The sequence below is a fragment of the Methylophaga sp. F7 genome, from assembly GCF_056863975.1.
Window position 1 is genome coordinate 2252026 of record NZ_CM166511.1, and the last position, 15233, is coordinate 2267258.

Genomic DNA, 15233 nt, shown 5'->3' on the forward strand with positions numbered 1-15233 from the left:
TGGATCGAAGATTTAAAATGCTCATAGTACGAATAGGAGTACTTTTTATGAATTCTATTTTTCGTAAAACATTAATAGCCAGCGCCCTTACCGCGATTTTTAGCTCAGGGGCCATTGCAGCAGATGATTACTCGAAAACTATCGATGGATCTGATGCGAGTAAACAAGGTGAGATGCAACAGAATGACTCATCTTCAACGCATCCAGCAATGCCGAATCACGAAGATGAGTTTAATAAAACCATTGATGCTGATGTGCCCAGAGCAGGTAATAGCGCTGATAAAGAGATGCAACAATCTACTGACAGCCCAAATGCCAATGAAGAAGAGTTTAACCAAACCATCGATGCTGAAGGTCCCAGTGCGGGCAATAAAGCTGATCAGCAGAAGCAAAAATCATCTGATGGTCAAAATGCCGATGAGGCCGAATTTAACCATACTCTAGATGATGAAGGCCCTAGCGCAGGCAATAGAGCTGATCCAGCAAACACTGATCGTCCATTATCCGAGCATCAAAGTAATGTAACCGAGGAAGAAGAAGAGGAAGAAGAAATCGGTAATACAGAAATCGAAACCGACACTGATGTTGAGATGAAAGGCCAAATGGATAGAAACAATGATGTTGAAATGAATGAACAACCTCATGGCCCAACCGGTGCAGGCACACCAGCTAACAGAGGTGGACTGTACGATATGTCAGCCAATGAATTGAATGGCATGGACGTCATTACCAGTGATGGCGAAGATATCGGCGGTATTGAAAAAATCGTTATGAGCCCTGATAACCAAAACGTTCATGCCGTTGTTACAGTTGGTGGTTTGCTCGGCGTAGGTGGCAAAACCATTTTGATACCGCTTGAAAAGTTCACTCGCACAAATGATGAATTGCACGTTAAAGCAACACAGTCTCAGCTTAAAGAGATGAATGATTACGGTTCAGAAGACTATATTGAACTGGAAGGTGATGCAGCCATCAGCACTGCATTACGTCAATAATTGATAATCTGATTGGCTTTTTTGTCCTCTTAGCCAACTGATGATCATAATTCGCCCGGTGGAACGCATGTTTCATCGGGCTTTTTTTGGGCCATGATGATACCTGGAATCAAGCTGGCCGATCTGAACTATCAGGTTCGAGCATATTAATCAGGTATGCCTTTTAAGTTGCCATGTTCCATATTTGCACGGCGCTACCACTGCAAAGCAGAATTCCGGCTAACCATGCATAGTAGGGAACCTTGTATTTCACTCTTCGGACCCGATTAATAACATAGGTAAAAAGCAGTGCCAGCACTGGCCAAAAGGCATTAATAACTACTGTCTTTAACATTCCTACCGACTCCAGCGCCGCGAAAAATAACGCATAAGCTAAACAGAAACTAATGATGCCATGCACTGCAAAAGGCAACAGCCATCCCCCCCAGGGAGTGTCTTTCAATATACAACTTTTTACTAAAAACCAGCATAACCGGCACTATAGCTAAGGCACCAAACACTAAAGATACGAAATTATCAGTCAGAGGAGAACCGCCGGTCAGGCCCAGAATCATGAAGGTTTCACCTACAGACCAGGCCATCGCGGTAAGTGCTCCCAAAAACACCGCCTGCATGGTAATTTTTCCGCGTATTGCGGTGACAATAAAAATGCTTATACCCGCAGCTATCAGCACAATCGGAAACACCATCTCGGCGTTCAGCGCCTCACCTACAAAGACCGCTGCAAAGATAATCGAGATCAGTGGTTTGAGTTTTGCGAATTGGGCTGCTACCTCAGCTTGGCCTTTAAAAGCAACCGCCGTAATGTAGTACATGCCAGTGGCCACGGGAAAAGTGAACACCCCAGCTGCTGCCAGACGCCAATTTAAATTTATCACTGCGCCGCTCAGCCAAGCCCAAATGGCAAGGCACAACGCAGCGGAACTCAAGGCAACAAACAAGCCCAACAGAACGCCATGACTGCCTAGTCTTGGGGGAATTTTATCTAAACCTAGATTAACAATTGGTGCGGACAACGCCCACAAAACTGCGCTCATAACGGGCAAAGTATAACTAGGCCAATTTGAAAAAATATCTGTTAGTTCCATAGAACCAGGTACGCATAAATTAAGCAGGGTGTTAACACCCCAAAAAATGGAATTCTAATAATTAGCCTGAGTCTCTCTCTGGCAAAACCCGAATACAGAATTCTCATTCCCAGGCCGTGGTTATTTTCAGCGTAATCTTCTGAGGAAAGATCATTCAGAGTGGCATGGTAGGGGAACCAGTGATAATAGCCGATCGACATAGTAATCCACAGCATAATAGAAGCAATCAACCCATTATGTATTGCTGCAAAAGAGGTAATACCTAATATTAGAAATATGAGCCCCATATACTTAGGGTTCAGAGTGAACCTATAGAATTTTCTAACCATTTTCAGTTCGATTCTATCTGTCAGGTAACGGTTGAACATAGAGTCCAGTGCATCCACTGATAACAAAAAGGAAATGAAAGCGATAAATGATGACAAGGCCGACAAGGCCAAAAAGGTGCTTTCCCAAATGAAAGGTAAAGTCAGGAAGTCCGCTCTTGATACCAGGTACTGGTTAGTCTGTACAAGAAGAATCAGACTGCCAGCAATCATAATAGCGATTACCGTCATCGCAGCACGCGCCTTCTCGCGATAGGATTCTTCAAGCTGGTGCTTAACAGAAAAGGGATCATCCACAACGCCTGCATTCCCCTCTTCGCCTTTCCACTGCAGGCTGGAGGCCGTCAGTATTCTTCTGAGCGTGGCGACATTGAGGAATCTCAGTTTTTTGCTGGATGAGAAATAAGCTAACCAAAATCCAATGTACACACTCAAAGACAGTAAATAAACAATTCTTGAGGCAGACAGTTCGAAATGTAGGAAACTCTCCGGCAGCGTGGTAATTACAACGTACATCAGAAAGAAAACCAGTACGGCATACCCCAGAATGGGGACTATGGCACTATTGGATGACCAGTCTCTGACCGCAACATCCTCATTGTAAAGCAGATTCAATTTGGCAATTGTGTCCTGATAGAATTCACATTGCTCAAGGTCTCTGACTAACGAATCACTTTCTTTTACCTTATCCTTGGATAAATCAGTGATATCAGAGTGCTTAACCACCTTGGTTGACTCAAATATTTCTTTTCCAAAATATAATGATTTGAGTTTGTTAATACTTACGGGCCCATGCCAACGATTTTCGTTAAAGTAGTACCAGGCCAGGTAATCATCGTCCGACATTATCAAACCTCCTGTTCTGTGTTTGCGGAAAATACACAAACCTGATACTACCAAACTCTTTACTAGTAATATTAGGGTTTAGGGCTGAGCGACTCCCACCACCAGACAGGCAAAATCAAAGCCATAGAGAATCCATGAAAATATTCAAAGCATTTGGCGAGTTGAAAAATCTCCAAAGATAAATCTGTCCATATTTTGCGACAGATCTATAAAAGAGCATTAGCCCATTTTATTTGCTTGTCTAAATTCAAGAAAACCAGTTACATCCTAAATTTTAGACTTGTTGTTCTCTACCTTTCTTGACCAGAGTTACATCTGCTTTGGCATGGTTTCAAGGATCAGCCACTGACAGATCCCTACATAAAGATATAAAACTTCCTTCTGGCCAGACGGCTGACTTTACTCCTGTCTATGACTTTACGAAAAGTGTCTGGCTCGACTTAATCATCTCAATATGCGGTATGCCATCTTCATCATAAGGCTCCCCGGAAGAGTGAAATCCAAGCGACTCATAGAATTTTTGCAGATAAACCTGTGCTGAGATTTTGATGTCATTGCCTGGATATTTTCGCTCAGTGAAATTTATGGCTTCCTCCATCAGAGCACGGCCAATCTTTTGTCCCCTGAATTTTTTTAGGGTCATTACCCGGCCAATCGAAGGCTGGCTGTTATTAATCCCCGGATCAACCACTCTGGCATAGGCTGCCAGTTCACCATTTACCAAAGCAGATAGATGCCATGCATAAAGATCCAACTCATCTGTTTCCTGATAGGGACAGTGTTGTTCGACAACAAAAACGGATTCGCGAGCCATGATGATCTGGTAAAGCTCAAGCGCGGCAAAAAACTCCAATCGAGACCATTTAAACTCGAGCTTCATATTTTTTTGTTCCTGTTTAAGCAGATCTGTACTCAACACTCTTCCAAACCAGGCCGATTAGTCCTATTGCCAATAAGGCAAACAGAACAATGGCCGCGGTTGCGTCTAGAACCAATAAAGTTAAGCCCGAGACCAGCAACCAGAGTACTGGAATAATAGCAATAAGCCACAAGGCCCAACCTCTGAACATAATCAATACCAACCCCAGCGTTGTTATGGCAGTTGGATCGGCATGGATACCAAACACTTCCGCCTGGAACCAGGATCCGCCAGTGTAAGGTGCGATAAACGGCAAACCAATTAATCCAACAAGGGCGATGACTATACCAATAACCGTAGCAGGTCTTTTGCGGGGTCTACTGTTAAGCCCAACTCCAGTCAGTGCTATTAATAGCAACAGGGTTGCTTGAGCAAGAAAGCAGTAACCAATATAGGCTCCCGCCCAGTTGAGTTCAGCATAACGTTGAATAAAGAAGGCAAAGCCGACAAAGCCCCAAACAGATGCGATTAGAACACTGACCAGCCGAGCGCGGTTCTTAAGTGCCAACCAAACTGCTGCAACGCCTAACGCCAGCGTCAGTAGATGCCACGGCCAGAAGGTTTCACTCATGCGTTCAAGAAGGCGGAAATAGATATCAGCAGTAAAGGGAATAAAATCCTGCAACGTGTAGCTGGACCAAGTGTTCATAACGACTCGATATAATCTGCCATCTTTTGCCGGGTGCTGGCAGAAGGCATAGGGCTCATACCCGCATGCATATTTTCACGCAGATGCTCGACTTTTGTGGTCGCGGGAATGGCGCAGGTAATCGCCGGATGACTGACGATAAATTTCAACAGAAAATCTGCCCAGGTCGTGCAGCCGCATTCTGCCTCAGCCCATTCCGGCAGTGGTTCATCGCGACGTTTCATGCCTTTAATCAGACTACCGCCATCAAAGGGTCGATTGGCGATAACAGCAATACCCTTTTCTTCTGCTAGTGGTAGCAGACGGTTTTCCGCTTCTCGCTGAGCAATATTGTATGTCAGCTGAATGAAGTCGATATCCTCGTTAGCCATGATCTGCTCGAACTCCTGGTGGCGACGGCCGTGTGAGGTGGTAATACCAATATGGCCGATTTTGCCTTCGGCTTTCATTTCCCGCAGTGCTGCCAGATGCTCGCGCCAGTCTGTCAAGTTGTGTATCTGCACTAAATCAAATTGCTCAACAGTCCAACGTGCTTGCAGATCAGCAACCTGCTCACGCGCTGAACCGCCCGCAGGACTCCAGACTTTTTCTGCTGAAAAAAGACTGTCTGGAATACCCAACTGTTGCAATGCATAGCCCATGACATCCGGGGCTGAACCATACATGGGTGAGGAATCAATCAAGCCACCACCAAGCTCGAAAAATGTTTTTACCACTTCGGTTCGAGCATCAAGCAACTTTGGATCGGTGCCGACATTGAACGTTCGCCAGGTTCCCATACCGATGACCGGTAGCTTTTTGTTACCAGAATAAGATTTCTGAAGCAGTTCATTGCTTGCCGCAAAGCTCGGCATCGATGGCAGCATAGTCACGACAAGACCGGCACCGATCAACTTGAGACTTTGTCTGCGGGTGAAGCGATTGGTCATGGTCAGCGCTCCTTGTGATTTCATTTCAGCACTTTGCCAGCATGTAATGGTTGCTGCTCAATATTTAATCAAACCATACCAGCACAAATACCTCACTGACAATTTAATGGGTTTGTCATTTTTAGACGCATTTTCTACTTTGAAATACGCCCCTATACGCTATACAATGTGAATGTTAATTATTATCATTTAGCATTAGCGTTTACGAGCATTGGTTTTGCTTACTCTTGGTTATGCTTTTTCGTTTTTCAAACAGGTCCGTTTTCATGCCAAATTTTTCATCTCCTGCCTGGCCAATTGCCAGTCGGATTTTTGCCAGTCTTGTAGGTGGCTACCTGTTCACCTGGGGTTTGATTGCCATCGTTATCGCGGCGTTAATTCCACTTGGTGTGGAGTTTCATGATGCTGAGATGGGCATGCTGATGCTGGGTTTGCTGGTCTATTTGAGTTTGTTTTTGTGGGGCATGGCCACCGATAAATTAATCTGGTTGTGGCTAATCCTGTTTGGCGGTGGTGTGGCTATGACCCTACTGGCCAGTGTTGTGCAACAGTCATTTTTACAAGGAATTTAATCCATGTTCAGTAGCTTTCGACAGGCAATGGCTTGGCTGCATACGTGGTTTGGCCTGACCTTAGGCTTTATTCTGATGGTGGTCTTCTTTTTTGGAAGCCTGTCGGTTTTTGATCGCGAGATTGATCGCTGGTCGATTCCGGAAACCCGATTTGAACCACAGGTAATGCCATCATTTGATGAGATGTTGTTGCCCATTCTGCGTTCGGTTGAACCCAATGAAGAAGACTACAACACCAACATGCCCCTGTTGCATGATACAAGTCAGGGGCCAATGACGCCTCGCACCGAATTACCTGCTGATGAGTTCTGGGCCTACACCACGCATCGTGATCCGGTATTAATTATGGGTGTTGGTTTTCGGGTGCCACAACCTTTGGATCCGGAAGGCCACAATCATATTCATGGCAATATCACCATTGATCCACGTACCGGTAAAGCCCTGCCTGATGATCAGTTAAAAATAGGTAGTAAATTTTTCTATCCAATGCATTTCAGCCTGAACTGGAACTGGAATCGAATTGGGATTTATATCGTCGGTATCGCCGCATTTATTATGATGGCGGCACTGGTTAGTGGCGTCATTATTCACCGTAAACGTTTTCGTGAGTTCTTCACTTTCCGCCCCACCAAACAAACCCAACGCAGCGTACTGGATTTACATAACCTTACCGGCATGGTGGCGTTGCCGTTTCATTTCTTCTTCACCTTTACCGGTTTGCTGATTTTTGCCAGTTTCTTCTTCTTTCCGGTAACACATACCCAGCTCGAACCGTTACATAAATATCACGAAATGGTTGAGGCCAATGAAACCGGTCTGCCGCATGATCGTGCCGGCGTTCCCACAGAGATGGCTTCCATTGATGCGATGGTTGCCAAGGCTAAACAGCGTTGGGTTGAAAAGGATATGCCAGGTGAAGTAGGCTTTTTGCAGATTAATCATGTGGATGATGCCAACAGTTATGTGAGCATTTATCGAGCTGGCAGTGATCGGGTGGCACTGGTTGGTGAAGGCATGCATTTCAATGGCATTACGGGCGAATTAATCCGTGAAGAACCTCCCCGCTCCGCTATTGCAGAAACTGAAGAATTTCTAACCGGTTTGCATTTACAGCATTTTGAACATTGGTTTCTGCGTTGGCTGTATGTGTTTGGTGGTCTGGTTGGCGCCATCTGCATTGCTACCGGTTTTATCTTCTTCGTTGAAAAACGTAAACGCCAGCATACGCTGCAGGGTAGCTCTGGGAGTCAGGTGGTTGATGCTTTAGCGGTAACGACCGTGACTGGCATGTTAGTGGCCACGGTAAGTATGTTAGTGGCTAACCGGTTACTACCAGCCGAAATGGTTGGCAAAGGTTACTGGGAACAGGTGGTGTTCTGGGGAAGCTGGGGCGTGATGTTACTGCATGCTTTCTGGCGCAGCTCTGCCGTTCGTCATATGCGTATTTCACCTGCCTGGCGTGAACAGAGCATTTTATTTGCTGTGCTTGCCGTTGCTGCGGTGATTCTTAACTGGATTACCACTGGCGACCATCTGTTGAAAACTGCATTTCATTATTGGCCGGTAGCTGGGGTGGATTTAAGCTTGCTGGTCAGCAGTGCGATTGCGATTTATGCAGCCAGATTTCTGAAAAGGCGTGAAAATGTTGCTGTGCATAAGGCCATTGAATTTTCTGCACAAAACCTGGAGGCTAGCCGTGGTTGAGATCGTTTGTTGGATAGCTGCTATTTTTGCCACTATGTTGGGCATGGCCTCGCTTTCACTCAGCCTGCCAAATCATTGGCGGCAGGTTACCGGTATCGAAACCAGTCTCCCCTCACGTTCCGAACAACTTAGCCTGCGTATTTTGGGTTATTCCAGTTTGGTGGTGGCATTGCTTTTGTGTCTTGCTGCCGATCATCCTACGATGGCCGTTTTAGTCTGGGTAATGTTATTAAGTTTAGCGGCAAAAGGCATTGCGACCATCCTTACCTGGCGTCAGCATTGGCTTAAGCCGATACTCTGGCTATTTAATCGTAGTGAACTTAACTAAAGACGTAGTGAATGTTAGTTCTCATCTCTGGCGTCTTTCTCAAACAGATTTGTTTTGCAGTAATGAATCACAATGATGGATAAGCCTAACAAGAGAATTGCCACGGTTATCCCAAGAATCCGCCAGGTATCAATGTTTTTCATATCCAGAATCAGGTACCGTGCCAGCGCGACAATCGCGATGTATAACGGAAACTTGATAGGTAACTCACCTGATTTGTAATAGACCGCGACCATGGTCAACACTTCCAGATAGATAAACAACAACAATAAATCTGTCAGCAGTACTGTACCGTTTTCAACCATGAAATTGATTTCAATTCCCACAGCGACCAGGGTGGCGATAGCCACAATGATCAGCCCGATATCCTGGGCAATTGCCAATCCTTGATTCACTACCGTTTTAATTTTTTCTGACATGTAGACTATCTCAATAAATTTTTCAGAGCGGATAGTAGCCTAGCAGCCAAATTTGTAAAGCTTATTGTCTGCTATTCCGAAAATTTCGAATGTGTCTGGACTGTGGGTCAAAATTCACCATTGTGGAAAGCTAACTGAAATCATTGGCCTCGACATACGAAAGTGATTGAAACAGAATGAAATCTACATCACTTGAGAAATTGCTTTATGAATGAATTTGATTATTACTGGGATATTTTTATTCGTTGGATGACAACGCCCATAATGGGATCGGATTCCGGTATCACCATTTCGAATATGCTTGGATTTGTATTGATTGTCTTTGTTGCCTGGTGGGCATCAGCCAAAGTCGAGAAAATCCTGCAACGCATGACGCTGGGAAAGTCCTATCGGCATATCGATGACTCTACCTTTTATCTTATCAGTCGGCTGTTTCGTTACTTCATCTGGATCAGTGCCACATTAGTTGGCTTGTCTTATATAGGCTTTAATCTTACCGGTCTGGCTTTTATCGGTGGGGCAATAGGTGTCGGCATTGGTTTCGGTCTGCAGAATATTGTCAGTAACTTTATTTCCGGCATTATTTTGATCCTGGAAAAGTCGCTGAAAGTCGGTGACTTTATTGAAATATCCAACTCCACTACCGGGATAGTTCAGGAAATTGGCCTTCGTTATACCCGTATTACCACGCGCGATAATATCGATATTCTGGTGCCAAATTCAGAGTTTATTAACGGACAGGTCACCAACTGGAGTTTTAGCGAGAAACTGCGCCGAATCCATGTTCCATTTGGTGTGGCTTATGGTGTGGATAAAGATCTGGTTCGGGAAGCCGCACTTGAGGCAGCCTCTCATGTACCGGGAGCGATAACGGGTGATCCGGGCAAACTTGCTGAGGTATGGTTAACCGAGTTTGGGGATAGCAGTCTGAATTTTGAATTAGTGATTTGGGTTGGTAATGAATTAATGAGTCGACCGGCTCGTACCAAAGCATTGTTTTTATGGGAAATCGAAACCCAGCTTCGGGCAAAAGACATCGAAATTCCATTCCCGCAACGTGATTTACATATTCGCTCAGGAAAACTGGCCGTATCGATTGAACAATAAACTGTTGCTGGGCTTTATTTCAGCGTTACTTGGTTTTACTGATGCCAAAACAACGCAGCAGACAGCGCTCATAAAAAGATTCTGGCAGGCCGCGTTTCATCCGGAACAGGAAGTACTTTTCAAATGCGATTTTGGCCAGTTGTACCCAGCGGCCTTTTTTCATCCAAGCCAGATTGCGTGGCGGAATTTGTGGTAAAGCCACAAATGCAGCACCGGTATGTCCCATATCTGCCAGACAAACCGCATTCAAACTGGCTCGGGTTTGAATCGGGCGATTTTCTATAGCAGCTTGAATATTAGCCACAGCTGCTTTGGCCATGCTTTCAATCATATAACCGGTTTTCGGCACGCCAACGGGTAAAGGCGTTGCTTCAACTGGAGGAATCGCAACGCAGACACCGACACCATAGATATTGGGATAAACAGGGTTACGCTGGAATTCATCGACTTTAAGAAAGCCTCGGGGGTTAACCAGTTCTTCATTCAAATTGGCGACACAATCAACCCCTTTAAACGCGGGAATCAACATACTGTAATCAAATGCAAGTTGATGCGTTTTGAAAGTCTCAGCGTTATCGTCCACCTGCTCGACCAGCATTTTGCCGTTTGCGATGGATTTAACACGGGCATTGGTGATCCATTTAATATCGTTTTTGCGAAACTCGGACTCGAATAGCCCTTTTGAATCACCTACACCGCCTAATCCCATATGACCGATATAGGGTTCGGGAGTGACAAAGGTCATTGGCACCCGATCACGGACTTTAGCCTTACGTAAAGCCCGATTCATAATCAAAGCAAATTCATAGGCAGGACCGAAACAGGAAGCACCCTGAACAGCACCCACCACAATCGGACCTGGATTTTTCAGAAATTCACGCCAGGCCTGGTAGCTGTCTTCAGCATGATCCACGGTACAGATGGAATGGGTATGGGCATGTGGACCAAAGCCTTCGATCTCATCAAATGCCAGCTTGGCTCCGGTTGCCACAATCAGAAAATCGTAATTAAGAATGGTGTTATCACCCAACAAAACCTGATTGGTAGCCGGTTTGATTTTGGCCACACCGGAATCATAAAAATCGATGTTTTTACTGGATAAAACTGAGGCCAGTTTAAAGCTGATATCTTCACGTTTGCGCCATCCCACGGCGACCCAGGGATTGCTGGGTACAAAGTGAAATATTGGCGTATTGGAAACGACGCTGATATGGTGTTTTTTATCAAGAGCAGCACGGCATTCATAAGCAGCGGGTAACCCGCCAGTACTTGCTCCGATAATGACAATATGTGCCATATCTATCCTGAATTAATGCAGCGTATCCGAGTCATTCTGAATGTTAAGCGGGTCACTGAATAAGCCTGCCACATCCACTGGATCAAACTGATAATGGGTATTGCAAAACTCACAGGCCAGCTCAACAAAGCCTCGTTCGGCAATAATGTCTTCTGCTTCCTGCCGCCCCAGTAACTTGATAGTATCAGCCACTCGCTGGCGCGAACAGGTACAGGCAAATTCCAATACGGTTGTGCTCAATAGTCTTACCATTTCTTCGTTAAATAATCGATATAACAAAGAGACTGCATCAAGGTTCAGCAGTTCTTCATAGGTCACGGTATCGGCTAGAAAATTAATTCTCGTCCAGTTTTCGTCATGCTGTTCCGGATCCTGATCAGGTAATTGTTGCAGCATCAAACCACCAGCAGTCTGTTCATCAGTAGATAACCAGATACGGGTTTTCAATTGTTCAGATTGGGCAAAATACATTTCCAGCATCTCGGCAATTGATTCACCCTGAACGCTGACAATGCCCTGATAAGGTTGTTTGGCTTCAACATTTTCAATGGTAATAGCCAGATTACCGTCGCCGAGCATTTGCTGCATCGTGGCATCATCAGCAATTTCGCCTTCCCAGTTCGCTAATCCACGGAGAGTGTGATCACTGGTGCATTCAACCATTAATAACGATACCGGCCCATCGGAACGGCATTGCAATACCAGTCGTCCGGACATTTTGACTGTTTCAGCCAACAATGCTGCGGCTGCCAGCATTTCTCCCAACAGACCAGCGACTGCAGGTGGATATTCCCGTTGAACTTTAACCGTTTGCCAGGTTTGTTTAAGTTGCACCCATTCACCACGGATGGCGGCATTATCAAAGATGAAACGTTGTAAATGATCTGCCTGAATGGCGTCGTCTTGCATGATAAATCCTCACACTGCATCTATAGCGGGTGGTTATATGGCAAATGAAGCTGCCGAATGATAGCGACATTTTAACGTATCTGATTACAAGTGGGGTTTAACCCTGCGAAGATCAAGCCATAAACTATCAGCGGCTTCGGGCGGCTAAAAACTCCCTCAGCGCGGCTGGCAAATGCGACTGAATATTCTTGCACAGCTGAATCAAGCTTTTTTTAGTGATATTCATCAGCGTTTGATATTCATCAGCGTTGTCCCTCGCGATGGCTGTGGTGATTTTTTCGAGGAATTAGATTGTGATTCGGTCGCAGGGTTTTGGCAAGTATGATTAAAACAAAGTGGATTGTTGGGTTTCATGCCTCAACCCAACCTACCATGAGCAAATGTTGTGTTGATCCGCAGATTAGGCTCTAAGTTTAAGCATTCCGGGAAAATGAAAAAGCCCATTACCCCGAGAAAATGGAGTAATGGGCTGATTTCAGTTTAAGCGCGTTGTAATAACATTGCGTTCAGTTTTTTGACGAAGCTAGCCGGATCTTCCAGCTGTCCGCCTTCAGCCAATAAAGCCTGATCGAAGATAATGGATGTCCAGTCACTGAACTGTTCATCGTTCTGTTCATCTTTCAGCTTGGCGACCATTGGATGCTCAGGATTGAGTTCCAGAATTGGTTTGCTGGCTGAAACCTGTTGGCCTGCAGCTTTGAGCATGCGTTCCAGATTACCGCTCATATCGTAATGATCGGCTACCAGACAGGCTGGTGAATCGGTCAGACGATGGGTGATGCGAACATCCTTGACCTTTTCATCCAGCGTTTTCTTGACCCGTTCAACCAGATCTTCGAAGTTTTTCTCTACTTCTTCGTGCGCTTTTTTCTCTTCTTCATCTTCAAGCTCACCCAGATCCAGATCGCCTTTGGCAACGGATTGCAGGTGTTTGCCGTCAAAGTCCGTCAGAGAATTGACCAGCCATTCATCGACACGGTCGGTGAGCAACAGGACTTCAATGCCTTTCTTACGGAATACTTCCAGATGCGGGCTGTTTTTCGCAGCGGCATAGCTTTCGGCAGTGATATAAAAGATTTTGTCCTGCTTGTCTTTCATCCGGCTGACATAGTCTTCTAGTGAAACGGTTTGATCAGCATTACCGGTTTCGGTGCTGGCAAAGCGTAGCAATTTGGCCAAGGCTTCTTTGTTGGCAAAGTCTTCGCCCGGACCTTCTTTGATCACCTGACCGAATTCTTTCCAGAATTCAGCATATTGTTCAGGTTCGTTATTGGCCATTTTGTTCAGTTCAGAGAGAATTTTCTTCACTGAAGCAGCACGGATGGTATCAATGACTTTGCTGCTTTGCAGGATTTCACGCGACACATTCAATGGCAGATCGTTGGTATCAATCACACCACGGATAAAGCGCAGATAACGAGGCATCAGCTGTTCGCTGTCTTCCATGATAAATACGCGTTTCACATACAGCTTGATGCCATGCATGCGGTCGCGATCCCACAGATCAAACGGTGCTTTGGATGGGATATACAGCAGTGAAGTGTATTCGGTATTCCCTTCGACCTTGTTATGGCTCCAGCTCAATGGATCCTGAAAGTCGTGGGCAATCTGCTTGTAGAACTCTTTGTATTGCTCATCAGTGATGTCGTTTTTGGATAAAGTCCATAAGGCTGTGGCTTTATTGACGGTTTCATCTTCGATAATGCTTTCATCGATCTTGCCTTCTTCGTCCGGCACTGGCTCTTTTTGCATGATGATGGGCAGATTGATGTGATCAGAATATTTACGGATCACATTACGCAGACGCCAGCCATTGAGAAATTCATCTTCATCTTCACGTAAATGCAGTGTAACTTCGGTACCACGAGTGGCTTTTTCGATGGTTTCAATGTTGAACTCACCTTCACCAGCCGATTCCCATAACACACCGTGTTCTTTGGTCGTGCCAGCACGACGAGTTTTCAGGGTGACTTTATCCGCCACGATAAAGGCAGAGTAGAACCCCACACCAAACTGGCCGATGAGTTGTGAGTCTTTCGCCTGATCACCGGTTAACTGACCAAAAAATGCTTTGGTACCACTACGAGCAATGGTGCCGATATTATTGATGACTTCTTCACGGGTCATACCAATACCGTTATCAGTGATGGTGATGGTGCGGGCTTCTTTGTCAAAATCGACACGGATTTTCAGATCGCCATCTTCTTCGTATAACGCATCATCGGATAACGCTTCAAAACGCAATTTGTCGGCAGCATCTGCTGCGTTGGAAATCAGCTCACGCAGAAAGATCTCTTTGTTGCTGTAAAGCGAGTTAATCATCAGGTTGAGAAGTTGTTTGACTTCTGTCTGGAAACCCATTGTTTCCTTATGTGCATCAACGCCCATTTCTGTGTTGCCTCCGTCTGGCTGTTTTAACGATAGCTCACAGATGGGGTTGTTCATATTAGATATCAAGAGTGCATCACTATAAAAGGCTAAAAATTTGATAAATCAGCACTTTAACTTTGATTAAGCTTGAATTCATTAAGCCCGTGTTAGCCTGTTGCTGGCCATGATGCCCACCCAATTCAAATAATTAAGAAAAGGATAGAGACACCATGCGTAAACTCACTTTGAGCTTGTTATTGGCCTTCAGCTTCACAGTACATGCCAATGAAAGCAAAGTTGATATCGAACAACAATCGGTTTTAGGTCATCAGGAAATCGTCACGTTATTCCCTGGTGAAATCCAAACTAAAGCACGGATTGATACCGGGGCTGCAACCAATTCGATGTATGCAGTTGATACAAAGGTCATTGAAGAAAACGGCGAGGAAATGGTGCGTTTTACTTTTATCGATCATCAAGACCAGGAATATATCTTGACCCGGCCCATCGTGGATAAAGTCACGATTAAACAGGCCAGCGGTAAACAAACACGATATGTAGTTGAAATGGGGCTGTGTGTTGGCACCCATTACGAAGAAACCCGTTTTACGCTTGCTGATCGCAGTCGTATGACCTTCCCTATCCTGGTTGGGCGTAACTTTTTAGAAAATTCACTATTGGTGAGTTCTTCTGAAAAGATGATCGCATCACCAGAATGTGAGGTGAAGCTGGCAAACAAAGATCCGGAAGAACTTCCCGAAGTACAACGTTGATT

The 15233-nt window shown here is 45.2% G+C and carries 16 protein-coding genes; 6 read left to right on the forward strand and 10 right to left on the reverse strand.

Annotation, left to right across the window (positions count from 1 at the left end; translation table 11 throughout):
- The first annotated feature begins 47 nt into the window (after positions 1 to 47).
- Positions 48 to 995: a PRC-barrel domain-containing protein gene (locus tag AC08OG_RS11265; protein ID WP_482929548.1), complete on the forward strand. Its 948-nt coding sequence runs from the start codon at positions 48 to 50 to the stop codon at positions 993 to 995.
- Positions 996 to 1158: 163 nt separating this feature from the next.
- Here AC08OG_RS11265 and AC08OG_RS11270 read toward each other — a convergent pair whose 3' ends face one another.
- The 6 genes from AC08OG_RS11270 to AC08OG_RS11295 all read right to left on the reverse strand — a co-directional run bounded on the left by AC08OG_RS11270 (position 1159) and on the right by AC08OG_RS11295 (position 5752).
- Positions 1159 to 1395 (reverse strand): hypothetical protein, encoded by a 237-nt coding sequence (locus AC08OG_RS11270; RefSeq protein WP_482930549.1) that lies wholly within the window; start codon positions 1393 to 1395, stop codon positions 1159 to 1161.
- Positions 1379 to 2083 (reverse strand): EamA family transporter, encoded by a 705-nt coding sequence (locus tag AC08OG_RS11275; RefSeq protein ID WP_482929549.1) that lies wholly within the window; start codon positions 2081 to 2083, stop codon positions 1379 to 1381. Before AC08OG_RS11275 ends, AC08OG_RS11270 begins: the two co-directional genes overlap by 17 nt.
- Entirely contained in the window at positions 2074 to 3255 is a 1182-nt protein-coding gene (locus AC08OG_RS11280; RefSeq protein WP_482929550.1) for a hypothetical protein, read from the reverse strand. The genes AC08OG_RS11275 and AC08OG_RS11280 overlap by 10 nt, the downstream gene beginning before the upstream one ends.
- Before the next feature lie 409 nt (positions 3256 to 3664).
- Positions 3665 to 4135 (reverse strand): GNAT family N-acetyltransferase, encoded by a 471-nt coding sequence (locus tag AC08OG_RS11285; protein WP_482929551.1) that lies wholly within the window; start codon positions 4133 to 4135, stop codon positions 3665 to 3667.
- A 16-nt stretch (positions 4136 to 4151) separates the two neighbouring features.
- Entirely contained in the window at positions 4152 to 4823 is a 672-nt protein-coding gene (locus AC08OG_RS11290; RefSeq protein WP_482929552.1) for a DUF6064 family protein, read from the reverse strand.
- A complete protein-coding gene (locus tag AC08OG_RS11295; protein ID WP_482929553.1) occupies positions 4820 to 5752 on the reverse strand; it encodes an aldo/keto reductase in 933 nt (310 codons plus the stop codon). Before AC08OG_RS11295 ends, AC08OG_RS11290 begins: the two co-directional genes overlap by 4 nt.
- 266 nt (positions 5753 to 6018) lie before the next feature.
- On the opposite strand from AC08OG_RS11295, the gene AC08OG_RS11300 reads away from it, so the two are divergent.
- From AC08OG_RS11300 to AC08OG_RS11310, 3 genes are read left to right on the forward strand one after another with little or no spacing between them, the layout of a single operon-like run.
- Positions 6019 to 6324, forward strand: a complete 306-nt coding sequence (locus AC08OG_RS11300) for an iron uptake protein (RefSeq protein WP_292353866.1) — start codon at positions 6019 to 6021, stop codon at positions 6322 to 6324.
- A gap of 3 nt (positions 6325 to 6327) precedes the next feature.
- Positions 6328 to 8028, forward strand: coding sequence for a PepSY-associated TM helix domain-containing protein (locus AC08OG_RS11305; RefSeq protein ID WP_482929554.1), 1701 nt, complete (start codon positions 6328 to 6330; stop codon positions 8026 to 8028).
- The gene (locus AC08OG_RS11310; protein WP_292353862.1) at positions 8021 to 8356 is read left to right on the forward strand and encodes a DUF3325 domain-containing protein; all 336 of its coding nucleotides are present in this window, start codon (positions 8021 to 8023) and stop codon (positions 8354 to 8356) included. Before AC08OG_RS11305 ends, AC08OG_RS11310 begins: the two co-directional genes overlap by 8 nt.
- Positions 8357 to 8370: 14 nt before the next feature.
- On the opposite strand, the gene AC08OG_RS11315 is transcribed toward AC08OG_RS11310, so the two are convergent.
- Positions 8371 to 8775, reverse strand: a complete 405-nt coding sequence (locus tag AC08OG_RS11315; protein ID WP_292353860.1) for a phosphate-starvation-inducible PsiE family protein — start codon at positions 8773 to 8775, stop codon at positions 8371 to 8373.
- Positions 8776 to 8982: 207 nt separating this feature from the next.
- Between AC08OG_RS11315 and AC08OG_RS11320 the strand changes: the two genes are divergently transcribed.
- A complete protein-coding gene (locus tag AC08OG_RS11320) occupies positions 8983 to 9882 on the forward strand; it encodes a mechanosensitive ion channel family protein (RefSeq protein ID WP_292399869.1) in 900 nt (299 codons plus the stop codon).
- Positions 9883 to 9907: 25 nt separating this feature from the next.
- Here AC08OG_RS11320 and AC08OG_RS11325 read toward each other — a convergent pair whose 3' ends face one another.
- From AC08OG_RS11325 to htpG, 3 genes are all read right to left on the reverse strand, one after another.
- Positions 9908 to 11179: an NAD(P)/FAD-dependent oxidoreductase gene (locus AC08OG_RS11325; protein ID WP_482929555.1), complete on the reverse strand. Its 1272-nt coding sequence runs from the start codon at positions 11177 to 11179 to the stop codon at positions 9908 to 9910.
- A 12-nt stretch (positions 11180 to 11191) separates the two neighbouring features.
- Positions 11192 to 12088 carry an Hsp33 family molecular chaperone HslO gene (gene hslO, locus AC08OG_RS11330; RefSeq protein ID WP_292399875.1) on the reverse strand — a complete coding sequence of 299 codons (897 nt, stop codon included), beginning with the start codon at positions 12086 to 12088 and terminating at the stop codon, positions 11192 to 11194.
- Between the two features lie 480 nt (positions 12089 to 12568).
- A complete protein-coding gene (gene htpG / locus AC08OG_RS11335; RefSeq protein ID WP_482930550.1) occupies positions 12569 to 14476 on the reverse strand; it encodes a molecular chaperone HtpG in 1908 nt (635 codons plus the stop codon).
- A gap of 212 nt (positions 14477 to 14688) precedes the next feature.
- Between htpG and AC08OG_RS11340 the strand changes: the two genes are divergently transcribed.
- Positions 14689 to 15231: an ATP-dependent zinc protease family protein gene (locus AC08OG_RS11340; protein WP_482929556.1), complete on the forward strand. Its 543-nt coding sequence runs from the start codon at positions 14689 to 14691 to the stop codon at positions 15229 to 15231.
- The last annotated feature ends 2 nt before the right edge of the window (positions 15232 to 15233 follow it).

Bases quoted from the DNA above. Each gene is read 5' to 3' on its own strand.
- AC08OG_RS11280 (WP_482929550.1), bottom strand. From the start codon at position 3,255: ATGTCGGACGATGATTACCTGGCCTGGTACTACTTTAACGAAAATCGT.
- AC08OG_RS11300 (WP_292353866.1), top strand. From the start codon at position 6,019: ATGCCAAATTTTTCATCTCCTGCCTGGCCAATTGCCAGTCGGATTTTT.
- AC08OG_RS11285 (WP_482929551.1), bottom strand. From the start codon at position 4,135: ATGAAGCTCGAGTTTAAATGGTCTCGATTGGAGTTTTTTGCCGCGCTT.
- htpG (WP_482930550.1), bottom strand. From the start codon at position 14,476: ATGGGCGTTGATGCACATAAGGAAACAATGGGTTTCCAGACAGAAGTC.
- AC08OG_RS11320 (WP_292399869.1), top strand. From the start codon at position 8,983: ATGAATGAATTTGATTATTACTGGGATATTTTTATTCGTTGGATGACA.
- AC08OG_RS11340 (WP_482929556.1), top strand. From the start codon at position 14,689: ATGCGTAAACTCACTTTGAGCTTGTTATTGGCCTTCAGCTTCACAGTA.
- AC08OG_RS11305 (WP_482929554.1), top strand. From the start codon at position 6,328: ATGTTCAGTAGCTTTCGACAGGCAATGGCTTGGCTGCATACGTGGTTT.
- AC08OG_RS11275 (WP_482929549.1), bottom strand. From the start codon at position 2,083: ATGGAACTAACAGATATTTTTTCAAATTGGCCTAGTTATACTTTGCCC.
- hslO (WP_292399875.1), bottom strand. From the start codon at position 12,088: ATGCAAGACGACGCCATTCAGGCAGATCATTTACAACGTTTCATCTTT.
- AC08OG_RS11295 (WP_482929553.1), bottom strand. From the start codon at position 5,752: ATGACCAATCGCTTCACCCGCAGACAAAGTCTCAAGTTGATCGGTGCC.
- AC08OG_RS11290 (WP_482929552.1), bottom strand. From the start codon at position 4,823: ATGAACACTTGGTCCAGCTACACGTTGCAGGATTTTATTCCCTTTACT.
- AC08OG_RS11325 (WP_482929555.1), bottom strand. From the start codon at position 11,179: ATGGCACATATTGTCATTATCGGAGCAAGTACTGGCGGGTTACCCGCT.
- AC08OG_RS11265 (WP_482929548.1), top strand. From the start codon at position 48: ATGAATTCTATTTTTCGTAAAACATTAATAGCCAGCGCCCTTACCGCG.
- AC08OG_RS11315 (WP_292353860.1), bottom strand. From the start codon at position 8,775: ATGTCAGAAAAAATTAAAACGGTAGTGAATCAAGGATTGGCAATTGCC.